The organism is Parapedobacter brassicae (genome assembly GCF_051400755.1).
In the GTDB taxonomy this organism is placed as follows: domain Bacteria; phylum Bacteroidota; class Bacteroidia; order Sphingobacteriales; family Sphingobacteriaceae; genus Parapedobacter.
The window spans coordinates 1-18,863 of the sequence record NZ_JBLFFL010000015.1 but is presented as its reverse complement, the minus strand read 5'-3'; the positions used below and the strand labels follow the sequence as shown (position 1 = coordinate 18,863).

The 18,863-nt window shown below is 49.2% G+C and carries 17 protein-coding genes; all 17 read left to right on the top strand.

Features of this window, described 5'->3' with window-relative positions:
- Window positions 1-139 precede the first annotated feature (139 nt).
- Window positions 140-673, top strand: coding sequence for a PH domain-containing protein (locus ACMGDE_RS19705; protein WP_495911617.1), 534 nt, complete (start codon window positions 140-142; stop codon window positions 671-673).
- 216 nt (window positions 674-889) lie between these two features.
- The gene (locus ACMGDE_RS19700; protein WP_436834554.1) at window positions 890-1,708 is read left to right on the top strand and encodes a hypothetical protein; all 819 of its coding nucleotides are present in this window, start codon (window positions 890-892) and stop codon (window positions 1,706-1,708) included.
- A gap of 95 nt (window positions 1,709-1,803) precedes the next feature.
- Window positions 1,804-2,226 (top strand): prepilin-type N-terminal cleavage/methylation domain-containing protein, encoded by a 423-nt coding sequence (locus tag ACMGDE_RS19695; protein ID WP_436834553.1) that lies wholly within the window; start codon window positions 1,804-1,806, stop codon window positions 2,224-2,226.
- A 4-nt stretch (window positions 2,227-2,230) separates the two neighbouring features.
- Window positions 2,231-2,737 (top strand): hypothetical protein, encoded by a 507-nt coding sequence (locus ACMGDE_RS19690; RefSeq protein ID WP_436834552.1) that lies wholly within the window; start codon window positions 2,231-2,233, stop codon window positions 2,735-2,737.
- Window positions 2,738-2,752: 15 nt separating this feature from the next.
- Window positions 2,753-4,177 carry a GspE/PulE family protein gene (locus ACMGDE_RS19685; RefSeq protein ID WP_436834551.1) on the top strand — a complete coding sequence of 475 codons (1,425 nt, stop codon included), beginning with the start codon at window positions 2,753-2,755 and terminating at the stop codon, window positions 4,175-4,177.
- 314 nt (window positions 4,178-4,491) lie between these two features.
- On the top strand, window positions 4,492-5,463 hold the full coding sequence (locus tag ACMGDE_RS19680) for a hypothetical protein (protein ID WP_436834550.1): 972 nt from the start codon (window positions 4,492-4,494) through the stop codon (window positions 5,461-5,463).
- A 129-nt stretch (window positions 5,464-5,592) separates the two neighbouring features.
- Window positions 5,593-6,417, top strand: coding sequence for a hypothetical protein (locus ACMGDE_RS19675; protein ID WP_436834549.1), 825 nt, complete (start codon window positions 5,593-5,595; stop codon window positions 6,415-6,417).
- Between the two features lie 16 nt (window positions 6,418-6,433).
- On the top strand, window positions 6,434-7,072 hold the full coding sequence (locus ACMGDE_RS19670) for a hypothetical protein (RefSeq protein ID WP_436834548.1): 639 nt from the start codon (window positions 6,434-6,436) through the stop codon (window positions 7,070-7,072).
- On the top strand, window positions 7,069-8,034 hold the full coding sequence (locus ACMGDE_RS19665) for a hypothetical protein (RefSeq protein ID WP_436834547.1): 966 nt from the start codon (window positions 7,069-7,071) through the stop codon (window positions 8,032-8,034). Before ACMGDE_RS19670 ends, ACMGDE_RS19665 begins: the two co-directional genes overlap by 4 nt.
- 197 nt (window positions 8,035-8,231) lie before the next feature.
- The gene (locus ACMGDE_RS19660; protein ID WP_436834546.1) at window positions 8,232-8,762 is read left to right on the top strand and encodes a hypothetical protein; all 531 of its coding nucleotides are present in this window, start codon (window positions 8,232-8,234) and stop codon (window positions 8,760-8,762) included.
- Between the two features lie 6 nt (window positions 8,763-8,768).
- Entirely contained in the window at window positions 8,769-12,644 is a 3,876-nt protein-coding gene (locus tag ACMGDE_RS19655) for a DUF5977 domain-containing protein (protein WP_436834545.1), read from the top strand.
- Between the two features lie 12 nt (window positions 12,645-12,656).
- Window positions 12,657-16,166, top strand: a complete 3,510-nt coding sequence (locus ACMGDE_RS19650; RefSeq protein WP_436834544.1) for a DUF6443 domain-containing protein — start codon at window positions 12,657-12,659, stop codon at window positions 16,164-16,166.
- A gap of 11 nt (window positions 16,167-16,177) precedes the next feature.
- Window positions 16,178-16,528 carry a hypothetical protein gene (locus ACMGDE_RS19645; protein ID WP_436834543.1) on the top strand — a complete coding sequence of 117 codons (351 nt, stop codon included), beginning with the start codon at window positions 16,178-16,180 and terminating at the stop codon, window positions 16,526-16,528.
- A 139-nt stretch (window positions 16,529-16,667) separates the two neighbouring features.
- Window positions 16,668-16,805 carry a hypothetical protein gene (locus ACMGDE_RS19640; protein WP_436834542.1) on the top strand — a complete coding sequence of 46 codons (138 nt, stop codon included), beginning with the start codon at window positions 16,668-16,670 and terminating at the stop codon, window positions 16,803-16,805.
- 144 nt (window positions 16,806-16,949) lie between these two features.
- Window positions 16,950-17,183 carry an RHS repeat-associated core domain-containing protein gene (locus tag ACMGDE_RS19635; RefSeq protein ID WP_436834556.1) on the top strand — a complete coding sequence of 78 codons (234 nt, stop codon included), beginning with the start codon at window positions 16,950-16,952 and terminating at the stop codon, window positions 17,181-17,183.
- Between the two features lie 9 nt (window positions 17,184-17,192).
- A complete protein-coding gene (locus ACMGDE_RS19630; protein WP_436834541.1) occupies window positions 17,193-17,636 on the top strand; it encodes a hypothetical protein in 444 nt (147 codons plus the stop codon).
- A gap of 721 nt (window positions 17,637-18,357) precedes the next feature.
- Window positions 18,358-18,717 carry a hypothetical protein gene (locus ACMGDE_RS19625; protein ID WP_436834540.1) on the top strand — a complete coding sequence of 120 codons (360 nt, stop codon included), beginning with the start codon at window positions 18,358-18,360 and terminating at the stop codon, window positions 18,715-18,717.
- The last annotated feature ends 146 nt before the right edge of the window (window positions 18,718-18,863 follow it).

Below are 18,863 nucleotides of genomic sequence, written 5' to 3'. Positions count from 1 at the left end.
GGTGAAAGGCTAAGGCTGGATCAAAATAGCGTTTAGGAATAGGTTGATCCGGATGACACAGTTCACGTTACACTACCTTCAAGTTTTGATCAATTTTACCGGACGTTAATGAATAGTTGGTTGAATTCAATAAGATAAGATGATACATACTTATAAGATATCCCTCGCTAATCATATGAAGAATGGATGGTCTATTTTGATTTATGCAGTGTGCTTTTACGGACTTACCTATTATTTAAAATATCGATTTGGTATACAGGATATGAGGCTGTATAATTTAATTTGCTTTTTTGCATTTCTGATATTCTTCATACCTCAGTTGATCATTCATCTGACCTATTATTGGCTAAACGAAGGGCGTATATTCTACTACAACCCTTCGGAACATCACATAACAATCCGGATAAGAGGAAAGGAATACGGCTTTAATTTTGATGACATAGAATCGGTCGAGCGCAATAAATCGTTTGCACTTTCCGGTGTAATGTATCAATGGATGCCTTGGGATAATTATAATTATTCTGTTATTCGATTAAAAAATGGGCAGCGGTTTGTCATAACGAGTCTTTTGGTACCAGACATGGATTTGCCGTTAGAAGACAAGAAAATAAACCTAAAGAAGCGCTTCTATGCTTATCCTTTCGGAGCAAGGGAAGTCATTGATGTTACATAAAATAACAAAAAATTATCTTGGAAATGATCCGCCCAATTCGTAACATTACAATGGAAAAACAATAGCCTAAACCGGAGAATAATCAACAGATCGATTAACTGGCTTTTGTAGGTGAGAAGGGATCGTGTGCGGGCAGCAGGTGCATTCCGTTCAGCGGTGCCATGCGTCAGTTGCATATGCTTGGAGGGAAACAAATATTGAACAAACATCAAAATCATGATCATAAAACCGATTGTAATCGCACTCATTTTTTCGACGACCGCCATGCTCTCCTGGGCACAGAGCAACGCGCTCCCGGCGAGCGGGAATGTGGGCATAGGGACCAATGCTCCCACAACCCTCTTAGAATTAAGGAAAGTAGCAGAAGCGGGAGCCGAAAAGCTGTTAAAGATAAGCGTTTCCGATGCGTCGGACGATTTTTTATCCATCGAAAATGCTACCGGCGTTGACGGGCAATTCGGGCCGGTGATAAAGGGAACGAAAGTGTCCGATAATCGCTTTGCATTGATGGTTTTGGGAAGTATTGGTGATGGGACTATGGATAATGGCAACAATGCCGTGGTGGCCTTCGATGCGCGGCTGAATACCGGCGCAGTGATTAATAGACCCTTGTTCGTTTGGCAGAGTTATTCTACTCCTTATATGACCATGCTGAGCGATGGGAGGCTTGGCATCGGCACTACCACTCCCCAGGCCAAGCTTGCGGTAAACGGCACCATCCTAGCCAAAGAGGTGAAAGTGAAGACTGACATCTCCGTGCCGGACTACGTGTTTGAGCCGGATTATGAGTTGCCTACCCTGGAAGAAATCGAAACCTACGTGAAAGAACACAAACACCTGCCAGAAGTCCCCTCGGCTGCTGATGTGGCGCGTGATGGCCTGGACCTGGCGGAGATGAACCTGCTGCTGCTGAAGAAGGTGGAGGAGCTGACGCTGCATTTGATTGAGAAGGAGAAGCAACTGCAAGAAAGCCTGGTTCGAGAGCAAGTAAGGGATAAACGTATAGCGCGATTGGAACAGCTGATGACCAATTGAACCAACATAAAAATACCCAATGCAGCCCTTGTAAAACCGACATATTCCATATAACTTTACGCTATCATTATAGTCAGGTATTGAACTTAAACGCTATGAAAAGACCGAACCTGTTTTGGACGCGCAAGAAGCTCCGATCATTCTCACTCACGGAAGTACTGGTGGTACTGGTGATCATTGGGATCATCATCCTGCTGGCGCTGCCAAACCTGATGCCGCTGATCACGAAAGCCAAAAGTACGGAGGCCAAAGGGCAGCTGCAGCATGTGTATACCTTGCAGAAAAATCAGTTTTACGAGCGCTCGACGTACAGCGAGGAGCTTGCGGATATTGGCTTTGAGCAGGAGAAGCTGGTGACGGATGGGGGCCAGGCGAATTACCGTGTTGAAGTGGTGCATGCGGGCACCAGCGATTTCGTGGCCCGGGCTACCGCCGTGGTGGATTTCAACGGAAACGGGACCTACAATGTGTGGGAGATCGACCAGGACAAGAACCTCCGGGAGGTGACCAAGGATTGATGGCATGTACCTGTGGATAGCAGTGGTGGCTGGGCTTGCGGTGATCGCGTGGCAGGATTTCAGGGATCGGGCGGTATACGCGTGGTTGTTCCCGCTGCTGTGCGTGCTGGCTGTTGCCCACGCGGTTGACCTTGGGGTGTTTTCGCTGTATGTACTGGTCGCCAACCTGATTATCGTTGCGGGGCAATTGGCGCTGCTGAATCTGGTGATGTATTGGCGTACGCGGAAATGGCTGATGCATGGGGAGCAATGGATAGGATGGGGAGACCTTGCTTGTTTTGCCGTGTTGGCCTGTTGCTTTTCAACGGTCAATTTCGTGCTGTTCTATGTGGCGAGCCTGATCATCGTGCTGCTGGCGGCGTTGGTGACCATGGCGATGGGCTTCCGGACGAAACATGTTCCACTGGCGGGCGGGCAGGCGGTGTTGCTGGCCATGGTGTTGCTGGCAGATTATGCGCATCGCGGTAAGCGGTTACACACGGATATCGATATTATGCAGTTTATTCAATAGCTTGCAACGTACCTCATGGAGGAGCTTCACATAGACCTTGCCGACCTGAAACTGGTGAGTGCCCAGCAGGCCTGGCATTACCGCATCATTCCGCAACGGATGAACGGCCACCTGCTGTGCTATACCGACCGTGAAATGGACCTGCAACAGATGAGGGAGGAGCTGGAAATGCTCATCGGCATGGATGTGGAGATGAAAAGTCTTCCCCAGGCCGCCGTCACCAAATACCTGAACAAGCATTACCTACGGGAAGATGTGGAGCGGCAGGACACCGGCAGCGGATCGTATCTGGGTGAATCATCTGATTTTCTTTCGGACCTGATCGGCGAAGCGCGCCGACTGAAGAGCAGCGACATCCACCTGGAGGTCTATGAGGACCGCTGCCGCGTGCGTATCCGCATCGATGGACTGATGATTGAGCGGTACCGCCTGGAAAAGAAGGACTATCCGGCGGTCATCAATAAAATCAAGATCCTCTCAGGCTTGGATATCGCTGAAAAACGCCTGCCGCAGGATGGACGGATCAACTTCGATAACGGGCAGTATAAATTCGATATCCGGGTATCCATCTTGCCTACGCTGCACGGGGAGAAGGTAGTGCTCCGGTTACTGAACAACGACGCCACTAATATTTCGCTGGATACACTGGGTTTTTCTGAGCAGGACCTGCGCCACTACCTCGAAGGCGTGCAGCGCCCCAACGGCATGGTGCTGATCAGCGGCCCTACAGGGTCGGGCAAAACGACCACACTTTATGCGACGCTCAAGCTGCTGAATAAGGAGACCCGCAACATCCTGACCATCGAAGATCCCATTGAGTATACCCTGGAAGGCATTAACCAGGTGCAGCTCAAGGAGAGCATCGGCCTAACGTTCGCCTCGGCCCTGCGCACGTTCCTGCGCCAGGATCCGGATATCATCATGGTGGGGGAGATACGGGACGTGGAAACGGCCGCGATGGCCATCAGGGCCTCACTCACGGGACACTTGGTGCTATCCACTATCCACACCAATTCGGCCTGGGGGACGGTATCGCGGCTGATTGATATGGGCATCCCGCCATTCCTGCTGGCCAACACGCTGAACACCACCGTGGCCCAGCGGCTGGTGCGGCTGCTCTGCCCCGCCTGCAAGGAGGAGCAACCCTTCGATGTATCATTATACCCCCGCAACTTTATGCCCTACAAGCCGGTCAGCAGCCATTACCTAGCCAAGGGGTGCGACCAGTGCCACCATACGGGATACCGTGGTCGTGCCGCGGTGTATGAGATTATCCCCGTTGATCAGGCACTGGTCGGCAAAATCAAGCGGAATGAACATGATATCCAGGAGAACCTGACGGAAATGGGCATCAAAAGCCTGGCGGAAAATGCCTTCGAACTATTTGCCAATGGCAAAACGGCTATTGAGGAAATCTATCCGCTGCTTTTTAATTTCTGATCCGGGGAATAGCATTTTTTCATTTTGAAATCCGGGATTATTCATGTAACATTACAAGTATATTAACGCAATATTATTTTTTTAAAACTGGCTGATTAGCCATATGAAAGAACAATGACGACAGCTATCTTTGTTATGTAAGCAACGGAAAAAACAGGGACGAAACATCAACCATTAGGATAACCGGGAAACAAACAGCCTAAACCGAAGAAATCAGCAGTGCGATTTTCAGGCTTTTTGTGTGTGGTAGGCGATGATTTTATCGTGATGCTGTGTTATTGTACGCCCACAAGAAAAATTAACCGATAGATCATATGAAACTCAATGTAAGTACCGGTATCGTTTTCCTACTACTGCTGGTGATGCAGACACCACTGCATGGACAGACCTCGTCAGTCATTATTCCCTCCAATACATCGACGGGAAGCCTAGAAAAAAATCTATTGTTTTACGCTAATCAGCGTTATCAAGTGACAAGCCAAGGGCCCGGCATCAATATGGGGAGCTTATTTGATGGCAGATTTTCGCCTCAGCAGACGGATGCGGCACCCACAGTTGCGGCTCCGCTGGTGATTCTTATTGAAGGACTGCCAGGACATCATACCCAGCAGGGGGCGTGGGTTGGTTGGAGTACCCGTATATGGAGACCGCTGCAATTCAAAATAGAGGGATACAATACCTATAATGGTGCGAACCAATGGATAGAGGTGTGTAATGTTTCCGGGAATACGCAACTACATTACATGGATAAGATGCCTGCTGGCGCATTTACAAAGCTTCGATTTACTTTCTACACCGCATCCGGAACGAACGGATTGATGCAATTGACCGAACTTTTTTTTATTCATCCCGAAGCAACATCGGCATATGACGGTTTGCTGGTCAGAACCGATGCGAACGGCAATGTCGGCATCGGTACTACCACGCCCCAAGCAAAACTGGCAGTAAACGGCAATATCCTGGCCACCGAGGTGAAAGTGAAGAACGACATCTCCGTGCCGGATTATGTGTTTGAACCCGACTACGAATTGCCCCCGCTGGCCGACATCGAAGCCTACGTAAAAGAACACAAACACCTGCCGGAAATCCCTTCGGCTGCGGATATCGAAAAGGATGGGCTGGACCTAGCGGCGATGAATCTATTGCTGCTGAAGAAGGTGGAGGAGCTGACGCTGTATTTAATAGCGGAACGCAAAGCACGTGAGGTATTGGTGGAGCGATTGGCACTGATCGAAGCGAAAGACGCCAATAATCAGGACAGCAAAGAATTTACTAATAATCAATAAAAGAAGATGAAATCGTTGAAATTTAATCCAATCCTTTGCCTGATCTTTTTATTTCAAATACCCTTCCAAACTTACTTAATTGCGCAGACCTCATCCGTGATTATCCCATCGAATAGATCAACAGGGAGCTTGGAAAAGAATATTTTGTTTTTTGCCGATCAACGGTATCAGGTGACCATGCAGGGGCCTGCAATAGTATCAGCTCCGCTTTTTGATGGGTCAATGCAGATTGCGCAGACTTCGTCAGCTATCTCGCCGTCATCTCCTTTGGTAATTTTGATCGAAAATTTGCCGTCCTCGGCAGGGTATCATACCCAAGCGGGTGCGTGGGTGGGGTGGAGCAGCAGGTATTTGTTTCCATCACATTTCAAGATTGAGGCGTATAACACTTATTTGGATGCCAATACCTGGGTTGACGTATCGGAGGCCACCAACTATGGAGATCGTCATTACATGGTCGCGATGCCTCAAGGAGTCTTCTCCAAGCTACGGTTTACCTTCTATGAAGGTTTCCCCGGCACAGGTTCTGTTCATGGCTTCCTGCAACTTTCAGAATTGTTCTATCTTCTTCCCGAAGGAGCACAAGTGTATGATGGTCTTATGGTCAAATATAATGCCGCAGGAAACGTGGGCATCGGCACGGCCACGCCGGCAGAGCGGCTATCCGTAAACGGCAACATCCGGGCCAAGGAAATCAAGGTGGAAATGGCAAATTGGCCGGATTATGTATTCAACGCGGATTATCCACTTACGCCCCTGCCTGAACTTGAAGCCTATATTAAAGAGAACGGTCACCTGCCCGGTATCCCGACGGCCAGCAATGTGGAAGCCGATGGGGTGGCCCTGGCTGAAATGAACCGCAAGTTGCTGGAAAAAGTGGAAGAGCTGACGCTGCATCTGATCACAATACGGAAAGAGCTGGATATGATGAAGGCCGAAAAATCTAACCAATAATCAATAGAATATCGATATGAAACAGCTAATCGTTTTAACCGTCACATTTTTTTGTCTTAAATCAAACTTAGTATTCGGTCAGGACCCGAATATTCTGATCGGCTTGGCTTCACCCGCCTTTGGTGTCACCATAAAGGCAAATTTTCCAGGAACGGGAGCATGGACAAGGGGATTTAAAGTCGCCAACGAAGATAACAGCCAACCCTTCATTACACTGGGAACTTACGGAAGCTACACTGATGGGCAGTCTTCCGAGTTTTATTCCTATATCGGTCCGATCTATTCGAATCCTTATATGGTATTTCAACCTTCCGGAAATATCGGCATCGGTACAACGACCCCTCAAGCCAAACTCGCGGTAAATGGCGGCATCCTGGCCAAGGAAGTGAAAGTGAAGAATGACATCTCCGTGCCGGACTACGTGTTTGAGCCGGATTACGAATTGCTTGAGCTGGCCGAGATCGAGGCATATGTCAAAAAAAACAAGCACCTACCGGAAATCCCCTCGGCTGCGGATATTGAAAAGGACGGGCTGGACCTGGCGGCGATGAATCTGCTGCTGCTGAAGAAGGTGGAGGAGCTGACGCTGCATATCATCAAACAAGATCAACGGATTAATAAACTGGAGGCACAACAATCACCTGAACAAAAATGAAATTAACCATCAAAACACCCTTTATCCTATTCTTAGTCTCTTTATCTCCCTTCATCGCCGCCGCGCAACAATCGGGGAGCATCATTGTCGGCGGGGACTTTAACACGTATTATCCAGTGTCTTGGCATGATGGCGCATGGACCGCCAATAAACAAACGGAATTGCATATTGGCCGTTCGGCAACGCATACCGACAGCCAATGGAGGGGCGCACTAATCAGTACCTTTGAATATCATACGAACAACTGGGGACACCAAGCCAATTTCATCAACGCCCACCTCGCCTCATTCAGGGGAAGCACCAGTATTGACGGACGGAAATTCGTTGGGGGCTGGGCGGACGCAACTGCAGCCAACAGCGATAGAAGAATCGTGATATGGCTGAGGGGCGGAGGAACCACCTATCATTACAGTGCAAACGCTGCCGTTGACCCGCAAGTGTATGACGGTGTTCAAAATCCGTTGCCCTATACCACTTCCAATGGTAGTGCCGCTTACAATATCAAGACGATTGAAGATGATTATGTCAACCATTATGGAACTACATTGCAGCAAGCGTTGTATGTCCGATCCACTGAAAACAGTGTTTTGATGGGCAATGTCGGCATCGGCACCGCCACACCCCAAGCGAAACTCGCCGTAAACGGCAACATCCTGGCCAAGGAAGTGAAAGTGAAGACAGATATATCCGTGCCGGACTACGTGTTCGAGCCGGATTATGAACTGCCTACCCTCGCTGACATCGAAGCCTACGTAAAAGAGCATAAACACCTGCCGGAGATTCCCTCGGCTGCGGATATTGAAAAGGATGGACTGGACCTAGGGGAGATGAATCTCCTACTGCTGAAGAAGGTAGAGGAGCTGACGTTGCATTTGATTAAGCAGGAAAAAAATGAGAGTAAGATGCTTGCATCATTGAAACTTCTGGAAGAAAGAATAATGAAAATGGAAAGTAAAGAGTAACGCATACGCGCCGGATTCAACTAAAAAATATAAACATGAAGACTATTAAAAGCCGTTTACTATTTGTCGTAATAATGTGCTTATTTACGACGTCGATAAGCTTAGCTCAAACTTTGGGCGCCACAAAAGGTGACTTTCTGCAGATCGGAGTTTTATCTGGACCCACTTACAACTCGTTTAAAAACTTCAGCTGGCTTTTGAGGGATGCTAATGGGGACAACTGGTATACGGCAAGACTCCACGATGGCATTGCTGTAGATGTCTCGTTCTTAACACCTGCCGTGAATACCAAGACGTGGTGGGAAAGGGACCCTTATCATAATATTCAATCTTGGGGAACGGGCTCCGTTACCTACCTTACTATAGATGCAGGCAACGTCGGCATCGGCACCGCCACACCGCAAGCTAAACTCGCCGTAAACGGCAACATCCTCGCTAAGGAAGTGAAAGTAAAGACGGATATCTCCGTGCCGGATTATGTTTTTGAACCGGATTATGAGCTGCCTGCACTGGCCGACGTAGAGGCCTACGTAAAGGAGCATAAGCACCTGCCGGAAATCCCTTCGGCGGCGGATATTGAAAAGGACGGACTGGACCTGGCGGAGATGAATCTGCTGCTGCTGAAGAAGGTAGAAGAGCTGACGCTGCATTTGATTGAGCAGGAGAAGAAAATCAGTCGTCAGGATCAAAAAATTGATCAGTTATCCCAACAACTCAATGAAAAATAATCACTTATGAGAAGTCTAGTTTTACTAACGGTACCGGGTAAGTTATTGGCAACGGTCTATGTTTTGCTGTTTGTCAGTCAGGCCCTGAGCCCGACAAATTGTTCTGCACAGGAACTTCCGGGCACCATCCTGCCATCCCCGGAAGCGGTTTCGCTCTTTAGGTTTCAGACCTATCCTATGGATCATTCTACAGGACTGCCCCAAATAAATATACCATTGTACGAGATTAAGAGCGGCAGTTTAAGCGTGCCTATTGAACTGAGCTATCACGCATCAGGCAGAAGGGTAGATGATCGGGACGGAGCCATATCACTTGGCTGGACGCTAAATGCGGGTGGAACGATTTCCAGGACCGTAAAGGGCTCGGCAGACTTTGGTGCATATAAATTTCCGTATCCTTTTACAACAGACGGACTTTCAAACCAGAATGACATTATTTATTTGGAGCAGATCACCCACTATAAACTTAACCCCCTAGCAGTGTTCCAAAGCAATTGGAAAGACAGCGAATATGATATTTTTTCCTATTATTTCGGCGGCAACAGCGGAAATTTCATTTTCAAGGATGAAAACGATGTAAAGACTCCGGTTCTGCTTCCCTATAAGCCCTATGTCATTACCCCGGTTTACAGAGAGAGCGGCAGTGCCTACGGCATGTTGGCCGGAATCAATGTCCTGGATGATAAAGGTGTTTTTTATCAGTTTATTCCCATGGGGCGTTATAATGGAAACGATGGGTCTGTCATTGAAAATGAATACCGCCTGACCAAAATCATTTCAGCGGATAAGGCTGATACCATTTCGTTTACCTACACCTCGTTCAATCAAACAAGGACAAATATCAGCCAGACAATCACCGCCATCGATAAGGTTTCCCCTCCCTTGGGCGATACCAATGATGATCTGACAGGTGAAAATTCGGTATTTTCAACTAATTATGACTTTTACTCTGTTCCAAGGTTACAGCAGATTAATTTTAGGCACGGCAAAGTAGTCTTTAACCTTGTTTCAGGCAGCGATAAAATTGCCACTATTCAGGTGTTCGATAAAAGTAATAACGTTGTCAGGAACATCCAGTTTAACCGCTCCACGTTGGATGCGTCTTCTGCGGGAACTTCAAGCAACATTACCACTAAACTCGATGGCATTGTTTTTAAGGACAATGTAGGAACGGGCGTTGAAAATTATGCTTTTGAATATTATCCGACAGCGGCGACTGCGGGTGTTTTGGATCTTCACCACCGTGATTGGTGGGGCTATTATAATGCATCAGGGCAGAATGAAATGATTCCAAGATATACCAACCTGGAATGGGTAACGGCTGGAAATATTTCGCTCGATTATAGCATAGGGAGCCACACCGCCAATCGAAATCCAACGCTGACGGGGCTCCAATCGGGCATGCTGAAAAAGATCACGTACCCTACCGGAGGTAGTTCGGAGTTTGTTTATCAGCATAACCGATATAAACATTATTCATCTACTCAGGTGAAGAATGGTCCTGGGCTTCGCATATACCAGATCAAGACCAATGATAGAAACGGGACGACGAACTACCGCACCTACGTCTACGGAGCGGATGGAAACGGCTACGGCGCTATAGACCTGGTGCCGGACATCAGTACGATGGCAAAAGAATCACATTATTACTATTTTATGCCAAATAATGACATAAACCCTTTTAATCCTTATGGTAACACCACTTATCGTGAACGGGTTTTTTATGATGATTTCATTCCGCAATTAAAAGAGCTTGCCGCCAGGCCGGTAATTTATACGACAGTAACCGAATATTTTGGTACACCGGATGACAATACAGGCAAAACGGAATATACGTATGATTATCTGCCTTGGAGCCCGCAAAGTTTTCAAAACAGCAGGAATGAACTAACGATTCGTGGGCAGCATATTGTGGATTACAATTATTGGAACAAGTCTTCTCTGATCAGCCAGAAAGAATATAAGAATATAGGCAATAATGCTCCATACCAGTTGATGAGAGAAACGGCAAACAGTTATAATACAGCTATAACGGAGAAAATCTATGGCCTGCATGTTGAGCGCGTTAATATTTTCCCCCAGACGGAACACGCTGCTGACCCTGATCTCGTTTATTCCGGCAAATTTGTAGAACCTTGGGCTGTACTACGTACCGGGAGCCCGACTAATCTTCCCTATGCTTTTGCTAAATATCAAATTACTGCCGGTCACAAGTCTTTGAGTAGCTCATTGCAAACGGTTTATAATGAAGATGGTACAAGTCATACAATTTCTACCTCATATACTTATAATACACGGCAATATATCAGTGCTATTACAAGCAGTGCATCAGATGGTGGAAGCCTCGGTATGCAAACTAAATATCCATTCGATTATCAGGGCAACACCGTGCTATCACAGATGGTCAGTTCGGCAGTCAATATGCTGAATTATCCGGTAGAGGAGATCCAATTAAAGGACAATGTACTGGTAAGCGCGACGAAGACAAATTATTTCAACTGGGGCTCATCGGTGCCCCGGATTTACCCTCAGACCATACAAACCAGAATAGGGTCGCTTCCCTATGAAACAAAGACCCGTTTTCACGGCTATGACAATCGCGGTAATCTGCTTAGCGTATCGAAGGAGAACGGCCCCAGGGAGAGCTATATATGGGGCTATCAGGGACAATACCCCGTGGCTAAGGTGTCAAATGCAGCTTATAACACAATAGAGGCGTTATTGGGAGGCGCAACGGCAGTAAATGCTTTTTCGGCGAGTAATCCGGCAAGTCCAAACACGGTAAACAGTTTCCTTAATCCTCTTAGAGCAGCAGCGCAAAGGGATATACAGGTTACCACGTTTACCTACAAGCCTTTGGTTGGCATGACCAGTCAGACCGATGCCAAAGGCATGACGACCTATTATGAGTACGATAACTATCAACGATTGACCAATGTGAAGGATCATAATGGGAACGTGGTCACGAATTACAAATATAATTATGGCGACGGAACGTCGTCAGGCCTATATTTTAATAGTTATGTAAGCCAGAGTTTCACTAAGGGAAACTGTACGAGCGGTAATGGTACTAGCGTGACCTACCGGGTGCCGGCGAAAAAATATTCCTCTACGATATCGCAGGCTGATGCCGATGCTAAGGCCCAGGCCGATATACAGGCTAATGGACAGAACTATGCCAACCAGCATGGGGTATGTTTTTTCCGGAATACTTTGAAACAACAAGCCTTTACAAGGAATAATTGCTCTGCGGGTGTGAATGGGTCGAGCGTCACGTATACCGTTCCTGCGGGAAAATATATGTCTACCACGTCGCAAGCAGATGCAGATTCGAAGGCACAGGCCGAAATCAATGCCAATGGGCAAGCCTATGCCAATGCCAATGGCACTTGTGGGTTTTACAATGTTGGTACCTCCAGGATTTTCACCAAAAACAACTGCGCTACAGGTCAAATACCGAGCGAAGAGCGATATGGGGTTGAAGCTGGAAGTTATTATTCTCCGGTTTCTCAGGCAGCGGCAGATGCAATGGCCGAGGCCGAAATCGATGCCAACGGGCAAGCCTATGCCAATGCCAATGGCACATGCCGTCAGGGTGTGACTTTCTCGTTTTCGAATTCCACCTCGGATAGTTTCGGAGTATCTTTCAATGATGGTGCAGGCTACATAAAAAGCTATACCTGCCCTCCGGGTAGCTCGTCACTGGTATTGCCGGAAGGAATCTATACCATAACGGCTCAGAACATCAGTTCGAACGTTAGTCGCCGGATATATGTAGGAGCCCGGACCGCGATTACAGGTACCTATGTAGTATTCAATAATGTAAATGTCATTAACGTGGGTTCCCCAAGCGAGAAATCAATGGGCATGCTTAATCAATAATCCCCATCAGCCATGAACACAAAGACGATAAAAACGATAGTTGGATGTTTAGCAGGGTTGCTGACCCTGTTGCTAAGTATGCAGGATGCTACAGCCCAGCTGGTGCTGAACAAGCCCGGGGCCACGGGGGAGTACACGGCGCCTACGACGGTGACGCTCTCTCCGGGCTTCCAGAGCACGGGCAACTTCCGTGCTTGGATCGCCCCTGCAGCGGCGGCGCTTGGCAATGCGGCGAGCGCGAACCAGAATTACATCCAGAAGACGGTATACCTGCGGGGATACGGGAACACGCCGCCGACGGCACCCACGGTCGCCGAGGCGCTGCGGGACATCACGTACTACGACGGGCTGGGCCGTCCGGTGCAGGAGGTCGGGGTGAAGGCCGCCCCGAACCAGCGGGACGTGGTGACGCCCGTGGAGTACGATGCCTTCGGGCGCCAGCACCGGGATTACCTGCCGTACGCGACGGCCACAGGGGCGGGGGGTGCGTTCAAGGCGGGCGCGGCGACCGCCCAAGCTTCCTACTACAACAGCCCCCCGGCCGGGGTGGTGCAGATAGGCGCGGTGACGGTGTCGGGCGTCACGTTCACGCCCTCGTTCGGTGAGCGGAGGTACGAGGCCAGCCCGCTGGACCGGGTGGTGGAGCAGGGCTTCCCGGGGCCGGCGTGGCAGCCGGGCACGCGCACGGCCACGGGCGGCCGCACGGTGATGACGGACCGTGCGGTGAACGACGCGGTGACGGGCTTCGGCACGAACAGCAGGCGCGTGGCGCGGTACGGGGTGACGGTGAACGCCTCGACGGGAGCCCGCACGCTGACGCTGGACGGCATCTATGCGGCGGGGGAGCTTTACGTGACGGTCACCAGGGACGAGAACTGGGTTTCCGCGGACGGCCGCAGCGGCACGGTGGAGGAATACACGGACAAGCAGGGCCGGGTGGTGCTGAAGCGGGCGTACAACGGGAGCGAGGTGCTGAGCACATACTACGTGTACGACGATTTCGGCCTGCTGTGCTTCGTGCTCCCGCCGGGACGGGGCACGGAATTCAACCCGGACGGCACGGCGGTTCCCAGCGCAACGGTGCTGGCCAATTACTGCTACCAGTACCGCTACGACGGCCGCGGGCGGCTGGTGGAGAAGCAGCTACCGGGCAGGGGCCGGGAATACATCGTATACAACAAGCTGGACCAGGCGGTGGCCACGCAGGATGCGGTGCAGCGGATGAAATCGCCGCAGCAGTGGACGGTGACCAAGTACGACGCGCACGGGCGCGTGGTGCAGACGGGTTTTTACAGCTACGGTGCCACGGCTGGTACGGACTACCGCACCACGGTGCAGGGGCAGGCGGACGGTCAGGCGGCCGGCAACCAGTGGGAGGAGCGCAACACGGCGGGCACGGCCTACACGAACCGGGCCTGGCCCACCAGCGGCGTGACGGTGCTGACCGAGCAGTTCTACGACGACTACAGTATCGCGGCTTTCACGGCGCTGCCGGCGGTGTACCGGCCATCGGGCTACAGCACGATGACCAGGGGGCTTCCGACGGTATCGCGGGTGCAGGTGCTGGGCACGGCGCAGTACCTGTGGAGCGCGGTGTACTACGATGACCGGGGCAACGCGGTGCGGGAGATCAGGCAGCACTACAGGGGCGGCAGCGGGGGCTATGCGACGAACAACTATGACGACGTGGCCACGGAATACAGCTTCACGGGGCAGGCGCTGAACAGCACACGGCGGCATTACGCCTCGGGGAGCCTGTCGGCGACGGTCAGGACCGAGCACACCCGCGACCACCGGGAGCGGCCGGTGGATACCTGGAAGCGGCTGAACACGGGTACGCGTACGCTCATCGCCAGGAATGCCTACAACGAAGTCGGGCAGCTGCGCTCCAGGAGCCTGCACAGCACGGACGGCACCTCGTTCGCCGAGACGGTGAATTACAGCTACAACCCGCGGGGGTGGCTGCGGAACACGGTATCACCGAAGTTCAGGCAGTACCTGCGCTACGACACACTGTCGGCTCCCCAGTTCAACGGCAACATCCGCTGGCAGCAGTGGCAGCACGGGAGTGCGACGGCACAGCAGTACAACTACACCTACGACCGGCTGAACCGGCTGCTGACGGGCCTGTCTGGGAGCCTTGGCGAGACGGTGACGTATGACCGGAGCGGCAACATCGCCACGCTGAAGCGGGATGCGGGGGCGGTATGGACGTACGGCTACACGGCGGCGCAGGGCCACCGGCTGCAGACCGTCACGGGGGGCGCGGCGACGTACACCTATGACGCCAACGGGAACATGACGCTGGACGGGCGGCAGAACCGGGCGGTGGCCTACAACGAGCTGAACCTGCCCAGGACGGTCGGGGGAACCAATGCGGCCACCTACACGTACGACGCCACGGGGAGGAAGCTCCGCTCGGTGGTGGGTACCATTACGACGGACTACATCGACGGGATCGAGTGGGAGGGCACCTCGCTGAACCAGATCCACATGGAGGAGGGGCGGATACTGCCCTCGGGCGTATACGACTACGTGCTGCGCGACCACCTGGGGAACAGCCGTTCGGGCTTTTCCGGCAACAGCCCCGCAACGGCCAACCTGCGCCTGGACTACCACCCGTTCGGGCTCAAGCATCCCACGGGGAACATCGAGCCTTCATCGCCCAAAAATCGCTATCTTTACAACGGCAAGGAACTTCAGGACGGCTCGGGGTATTACGATTATGGCGCACGGTTCTATGACCCGGTGATCGGTAGGTGGGGTAGCGTGGATCCGCTGGCGGAGAATTACTACGATTTGACCCCGTACGATTTCGTTGGTGGGAACCCGATAAACCGGATTGACCCCGATGGGCGAGCCTGGTACACCCGTTATGTCAATGAGCAGGGCGAAACCCTTTTAAATACGGATGATGGACGGGATGACGTGGTTGTGGTGCCATCGGCAAGACTTGATGAGTTTCTGGAGAATGCCAAGTGGAACCGTAGGACGCGCGATGCTCCCGGGTGGAATGATAATTGGCGGGAGGAATTCGGCATAGCGATAAGCGAGGATCTGTTGGACCAAATCGGTTATTTCGGCCTTAGTTCGGAGAAATCACGGGAAGCCTCGATTGAGTACCTGTTTGGGTCGAGGTCATACCAGTCTTTTGTATGGGAAGAGGTAAAGGGGCAATGGGGGAATCCGGTGTTGGTCACTACAGGTTTACTGGCTGGGGCTCATGGGAGTCTGGGAATGTTCAGGTCTGGGGGGATCACTCCGCCCAAGGGATGGACTGCCAAACCAAGCAAAAAAGGAGGAGGAGTTATATTCCAAGATCCGTCAAACACTCACAGTTCGATAAGGCAAATGCCCGGTAATCCGAATAGCCCAAATGCAGCACAAAGGGGACCGTATGTTATTTTTAAGAAAAACGGAGTAGCCTATGATGTCAATGGAAATGCGTTAAGCAACGCTACAGACCCTGCGGCGCACATACCTTTAAAGCAGTTCGATATCAATAAAATGCCAAAACTTTAGCTTGGAATCCAATGGAAATTATAACTAAAAATATATATCAGGATATATTGGAGATATCTGACATCTCGCTGCAGATAAAGTTATGGCTGAATAAAGATAATAGCACTGGGATGATTTCTTCATTTGTCGAATTGATGAACAGGTTGTTTGACGATAATGATTTCGATGCCTTTATTGATAACGGAGCAAAGCGGTCAGGCATTTCGTCTGATGTCATTTATGAAATGCGTAAATTACGTGATCTATTGAATGGCTATAAAGAAAGAGAAGACGACGAAGCGATTATAAACGACCCGAAGTGGTTGGTGATTGTTCAACAAGCAAAGAATGTCATTAGCCTTTGGAAAGTGAACGTCGAATAGATAAAAAGTACTTTTGTTGTACATTGAATAGTAAAAGCACGGCCGTCCTAAGAGCCGTGCTTTTTAGTTACTTCAATATTGCCTGCATCTTCTTTGCGGCCTCGATGGCACGGCATCCCCACGCTTATACTTGCCTACCATGACGCGTGACACGCCGCTTTCGGCGGCCACCTTCGAGGGCTACCTTTGCTGCGACGGACGGCTAACCCTAAAAGCACAGGCTCAGAAACAATCGAAAAGGTGCCTCCGGTGGGCGCTCGCCACGCGGGCAGGTTAAGGTTGATCCAAAGGGGTTGGCCACAGAAAATACATGGAGCCAAAAAAGTGGCTGGTGAATCCGCAAAAACATTATCTTTGGTGTGTAAACGTTCTTTGAACAGGCTAAAATCCCGCGGTAAGGAAAACGGCGAGAACGTGAAAAATCCGTGGTAGGCTCTACGATTACGGCGCAAGGTTCTATGACCCGGTGATCGGAAGGTGGGGAAGTGTGGATCCGTTGGCGGAGAAATACTATCAGATTTCACCATACGTGTATGTTGCGAACAACCCAATCCGGTTCATAGACCCTAACTCCGTTCTTGCACAAGAGATTAAGTATTTGCAAAAGCATGGCTATTCTTGGACTGATGATTTTTCCAGAATGATAAAAAAATAGAATTGAGAGATGGAACAAAGTTTTATAAAGTATATCTATGAGTTTTTTAAAAGACTTATTGAAGTATATGACTTTCAGAAAAAAAGAGAATTGAGCGAAGGGCAATCATATATGATTGAGTATGGTTCTAATATTTTTGTAATTAAAATAGAAAAGTACTTTCGTGAATTTTATATATCATTATATAAGGTAAATAGACCTGATGAAGAGGTAAATCTTTTTAATCTGTTGGAATATTTGAAACAAGGTGATAGCGATATCCCTAAATCTGAATATTTTCCAAAGGAAAAAGATATTCAAGAAAGTTATATACAACAATTAAACCACATTTCATCTGTGATTTACGAAAATTATGATTTGATAAATGGATTTTTTATCGATAACAATTATGAATTAAGAATGGCTGGATTTGAAAACTATTGGAAAAATAAGCATCCTGAATTCTATAAATAAGACTTGATAGACAGTTTTGCTAAGGTGGGAGTATTATCGTGAATTACAGCTACAACCCCCGGGCTGGCGGAACGCGGTATCACTGAAGTTCGGGCAGTACCTGCCTACGACACGCTGTCGGCTCCCCAGTTTACGATTACGGCGCTAGGTGCTGGCGGAGCAGATGCGGAGGCATTCGCCATATAACTTGCCTTCAACAACCCGATGCGTTTCATCGATCCGGATGGGATGCGCCCAGATGATCCACCTGGCGCCAAAGACGGGCCCAGCCTTATAGAAAGATTTTTTGACAGCCCACGGGTAATCTGCAACGTAATCTTCAAGCTTTGGAGAAAATTTCAGGGATTATACATTAATTTTACACGCGCATAACGAGGTTATAAAACCCAATGTAAGTCCATCAAAAGCCTCGAATCAGGTAGATGACGTAAGCTCGACGTCGACGAAGGCTCAGAATGTTGTAAATAAAGCGGAACAAGTTGAAGCGGGGGTATATACAGTTACTAAAGATGGAGTCGCATTACCCAAAGGATTAGAAATTCCGAAAAACTATGTTGAAAATCCATATAGAGCTTCGAGCTACGGTGTAATCGAAAACGGAAAATTTGTAGAGAAAGTTGGAATTGATCCCGCTACCCCGGCAAACAAAAAAGGACCGACAACAAGCATATTTTTGACGTAAGAAGATGGCCTTGGGAACAACCATTAAATAATTAGTAAGATGAACTTTGAAGACATTACTTGGCATGACATGGTCATTAAAAATATAATTATTAATCGCGATGATCCAGGACGAAATGATTCGATACGATTTGAAGTTGATGGGAATAGAGAAAGGATTAGACAATTGATTTTTGAAGAAGTTTATTGGGCTAGGCTGGACTTGAATTTTGGTGTAGTGGCTGAAGAGACCGTTTTTGATGCTTTTTTGTCAGACGAAAGTGACAAAGATTTATTAAATCTCTATTCGCGTTGGAAGGGGATGATTGAAGGGAAAAAGCTACTCATATTTAATATTACTTTAAATTCCACAGGAAGCATATTGAAAATTATCGCGAGCCACCTTACTGTTGTTGCGTAAGTCGCTGCGTTATGAACGCATTATGATGGAAAGATTGTCCCTGACAACTAATGACGATAACCATGGAATATGAGAGTGTAACTTAAACTGTGTCACTGGATAACCGGATAAAAAATAATAAATTCGAATATCCAAGTGACATGTTA

Coding starts and splice junctions, on each gene's coding strand:
- ACMGDE_RS19705 (WP_495911617.1), top strand. CDS start 140: ATGATACATACTTATAAGATATCCCTCGCTAATCATATGAAGAATGGA.
- ACMGDE_RS19700 (WP_436834554.1), top strand. CDS start 890: ATGATCATAAAACCGATTGTAATCGCACTCATTTTTTCGACGACCGCC.
- ACMGDE_RS19695 (WP_436834553.1), top strand. CDS start 1,804: ATGAAAAGACCGAACCTGTTTTGGACGCGCAAGAAGCTCCGATCATTC.
- ACMGDE_RS19690 (WP_436834552.1), top strand. CDS start 2,231: ATGTACCTGTGGATAGCAGTGGTGGCTGGGCTTGCGGTGATCGCGTGG.
- ACMGDE_RS19685 (WP_436834551.1), top strand. CDS start 2,753: ATGGAGGAGCTTCACATAGACCTTGCCGACCTGAAACTGGTGAGTGCC.
- ACMGDE_RS19680 (WP_436834550.1), top strand. CDS start 4,492: ATGAAACTCAATGTAAGTACCGGTATCGTTTTCCTACTACTGCTGGTG.
- ACMGDE_RS19670 (WP_436834548.1), top strand. CDS start 6,434: ATGAAACAGCTAATCGTTTTAACCGTCACATTTTTTTGTCTTAAATCA.
- ACMGDE_RS19665 (WP_436834547.1), top strand. CDS start 7,069: ATGAAATTAACCATCAAAACACCCTTTATCCTATTCTTAGTCTCTTTA.
- ACMGDE_RS19655 (WP_436834545.1), top strand. CDS start 8,769: ATGAGAAGTCTAGTTTTACTAACGGTACCGGGTAAGTTATTGGCAACG.
- ACMGDE_RS19650 (WP_436834544.1), top strand. CDS start 12,657: ATGAACACAAAGACGATAAAAACGATAGTTGGATGTTTAGCAGGGTTG.
- ACMGDE_RS19645 (WP_436834543.1), top strand. CDS start 16,178: ATGGAAATTATAACTAAAAATATATATCAGGATATATTGGAGATATCT.
- ACMGDE_RS19640 (WP_436834542.1), top strand. CDS start 16,668: ATGACGCGTGACACGCCGCTTTCGGCGGCCACCTTCGAGGGCTACCTT.
- ACMGDE_RS19630 (WP_436834541.1), top strand. CDS start 17,193: ATGGAACAAAGTTTTATAAAGTATATCTATGAGTTTTTTAAAAGACTT.
- ACMGDE_RS19625 (WP_436834540.1), top strand. CDS start 18,358: ATGAACTTTGAAGACATTACTTGGCATGACATGGTCATTAAAAATATA.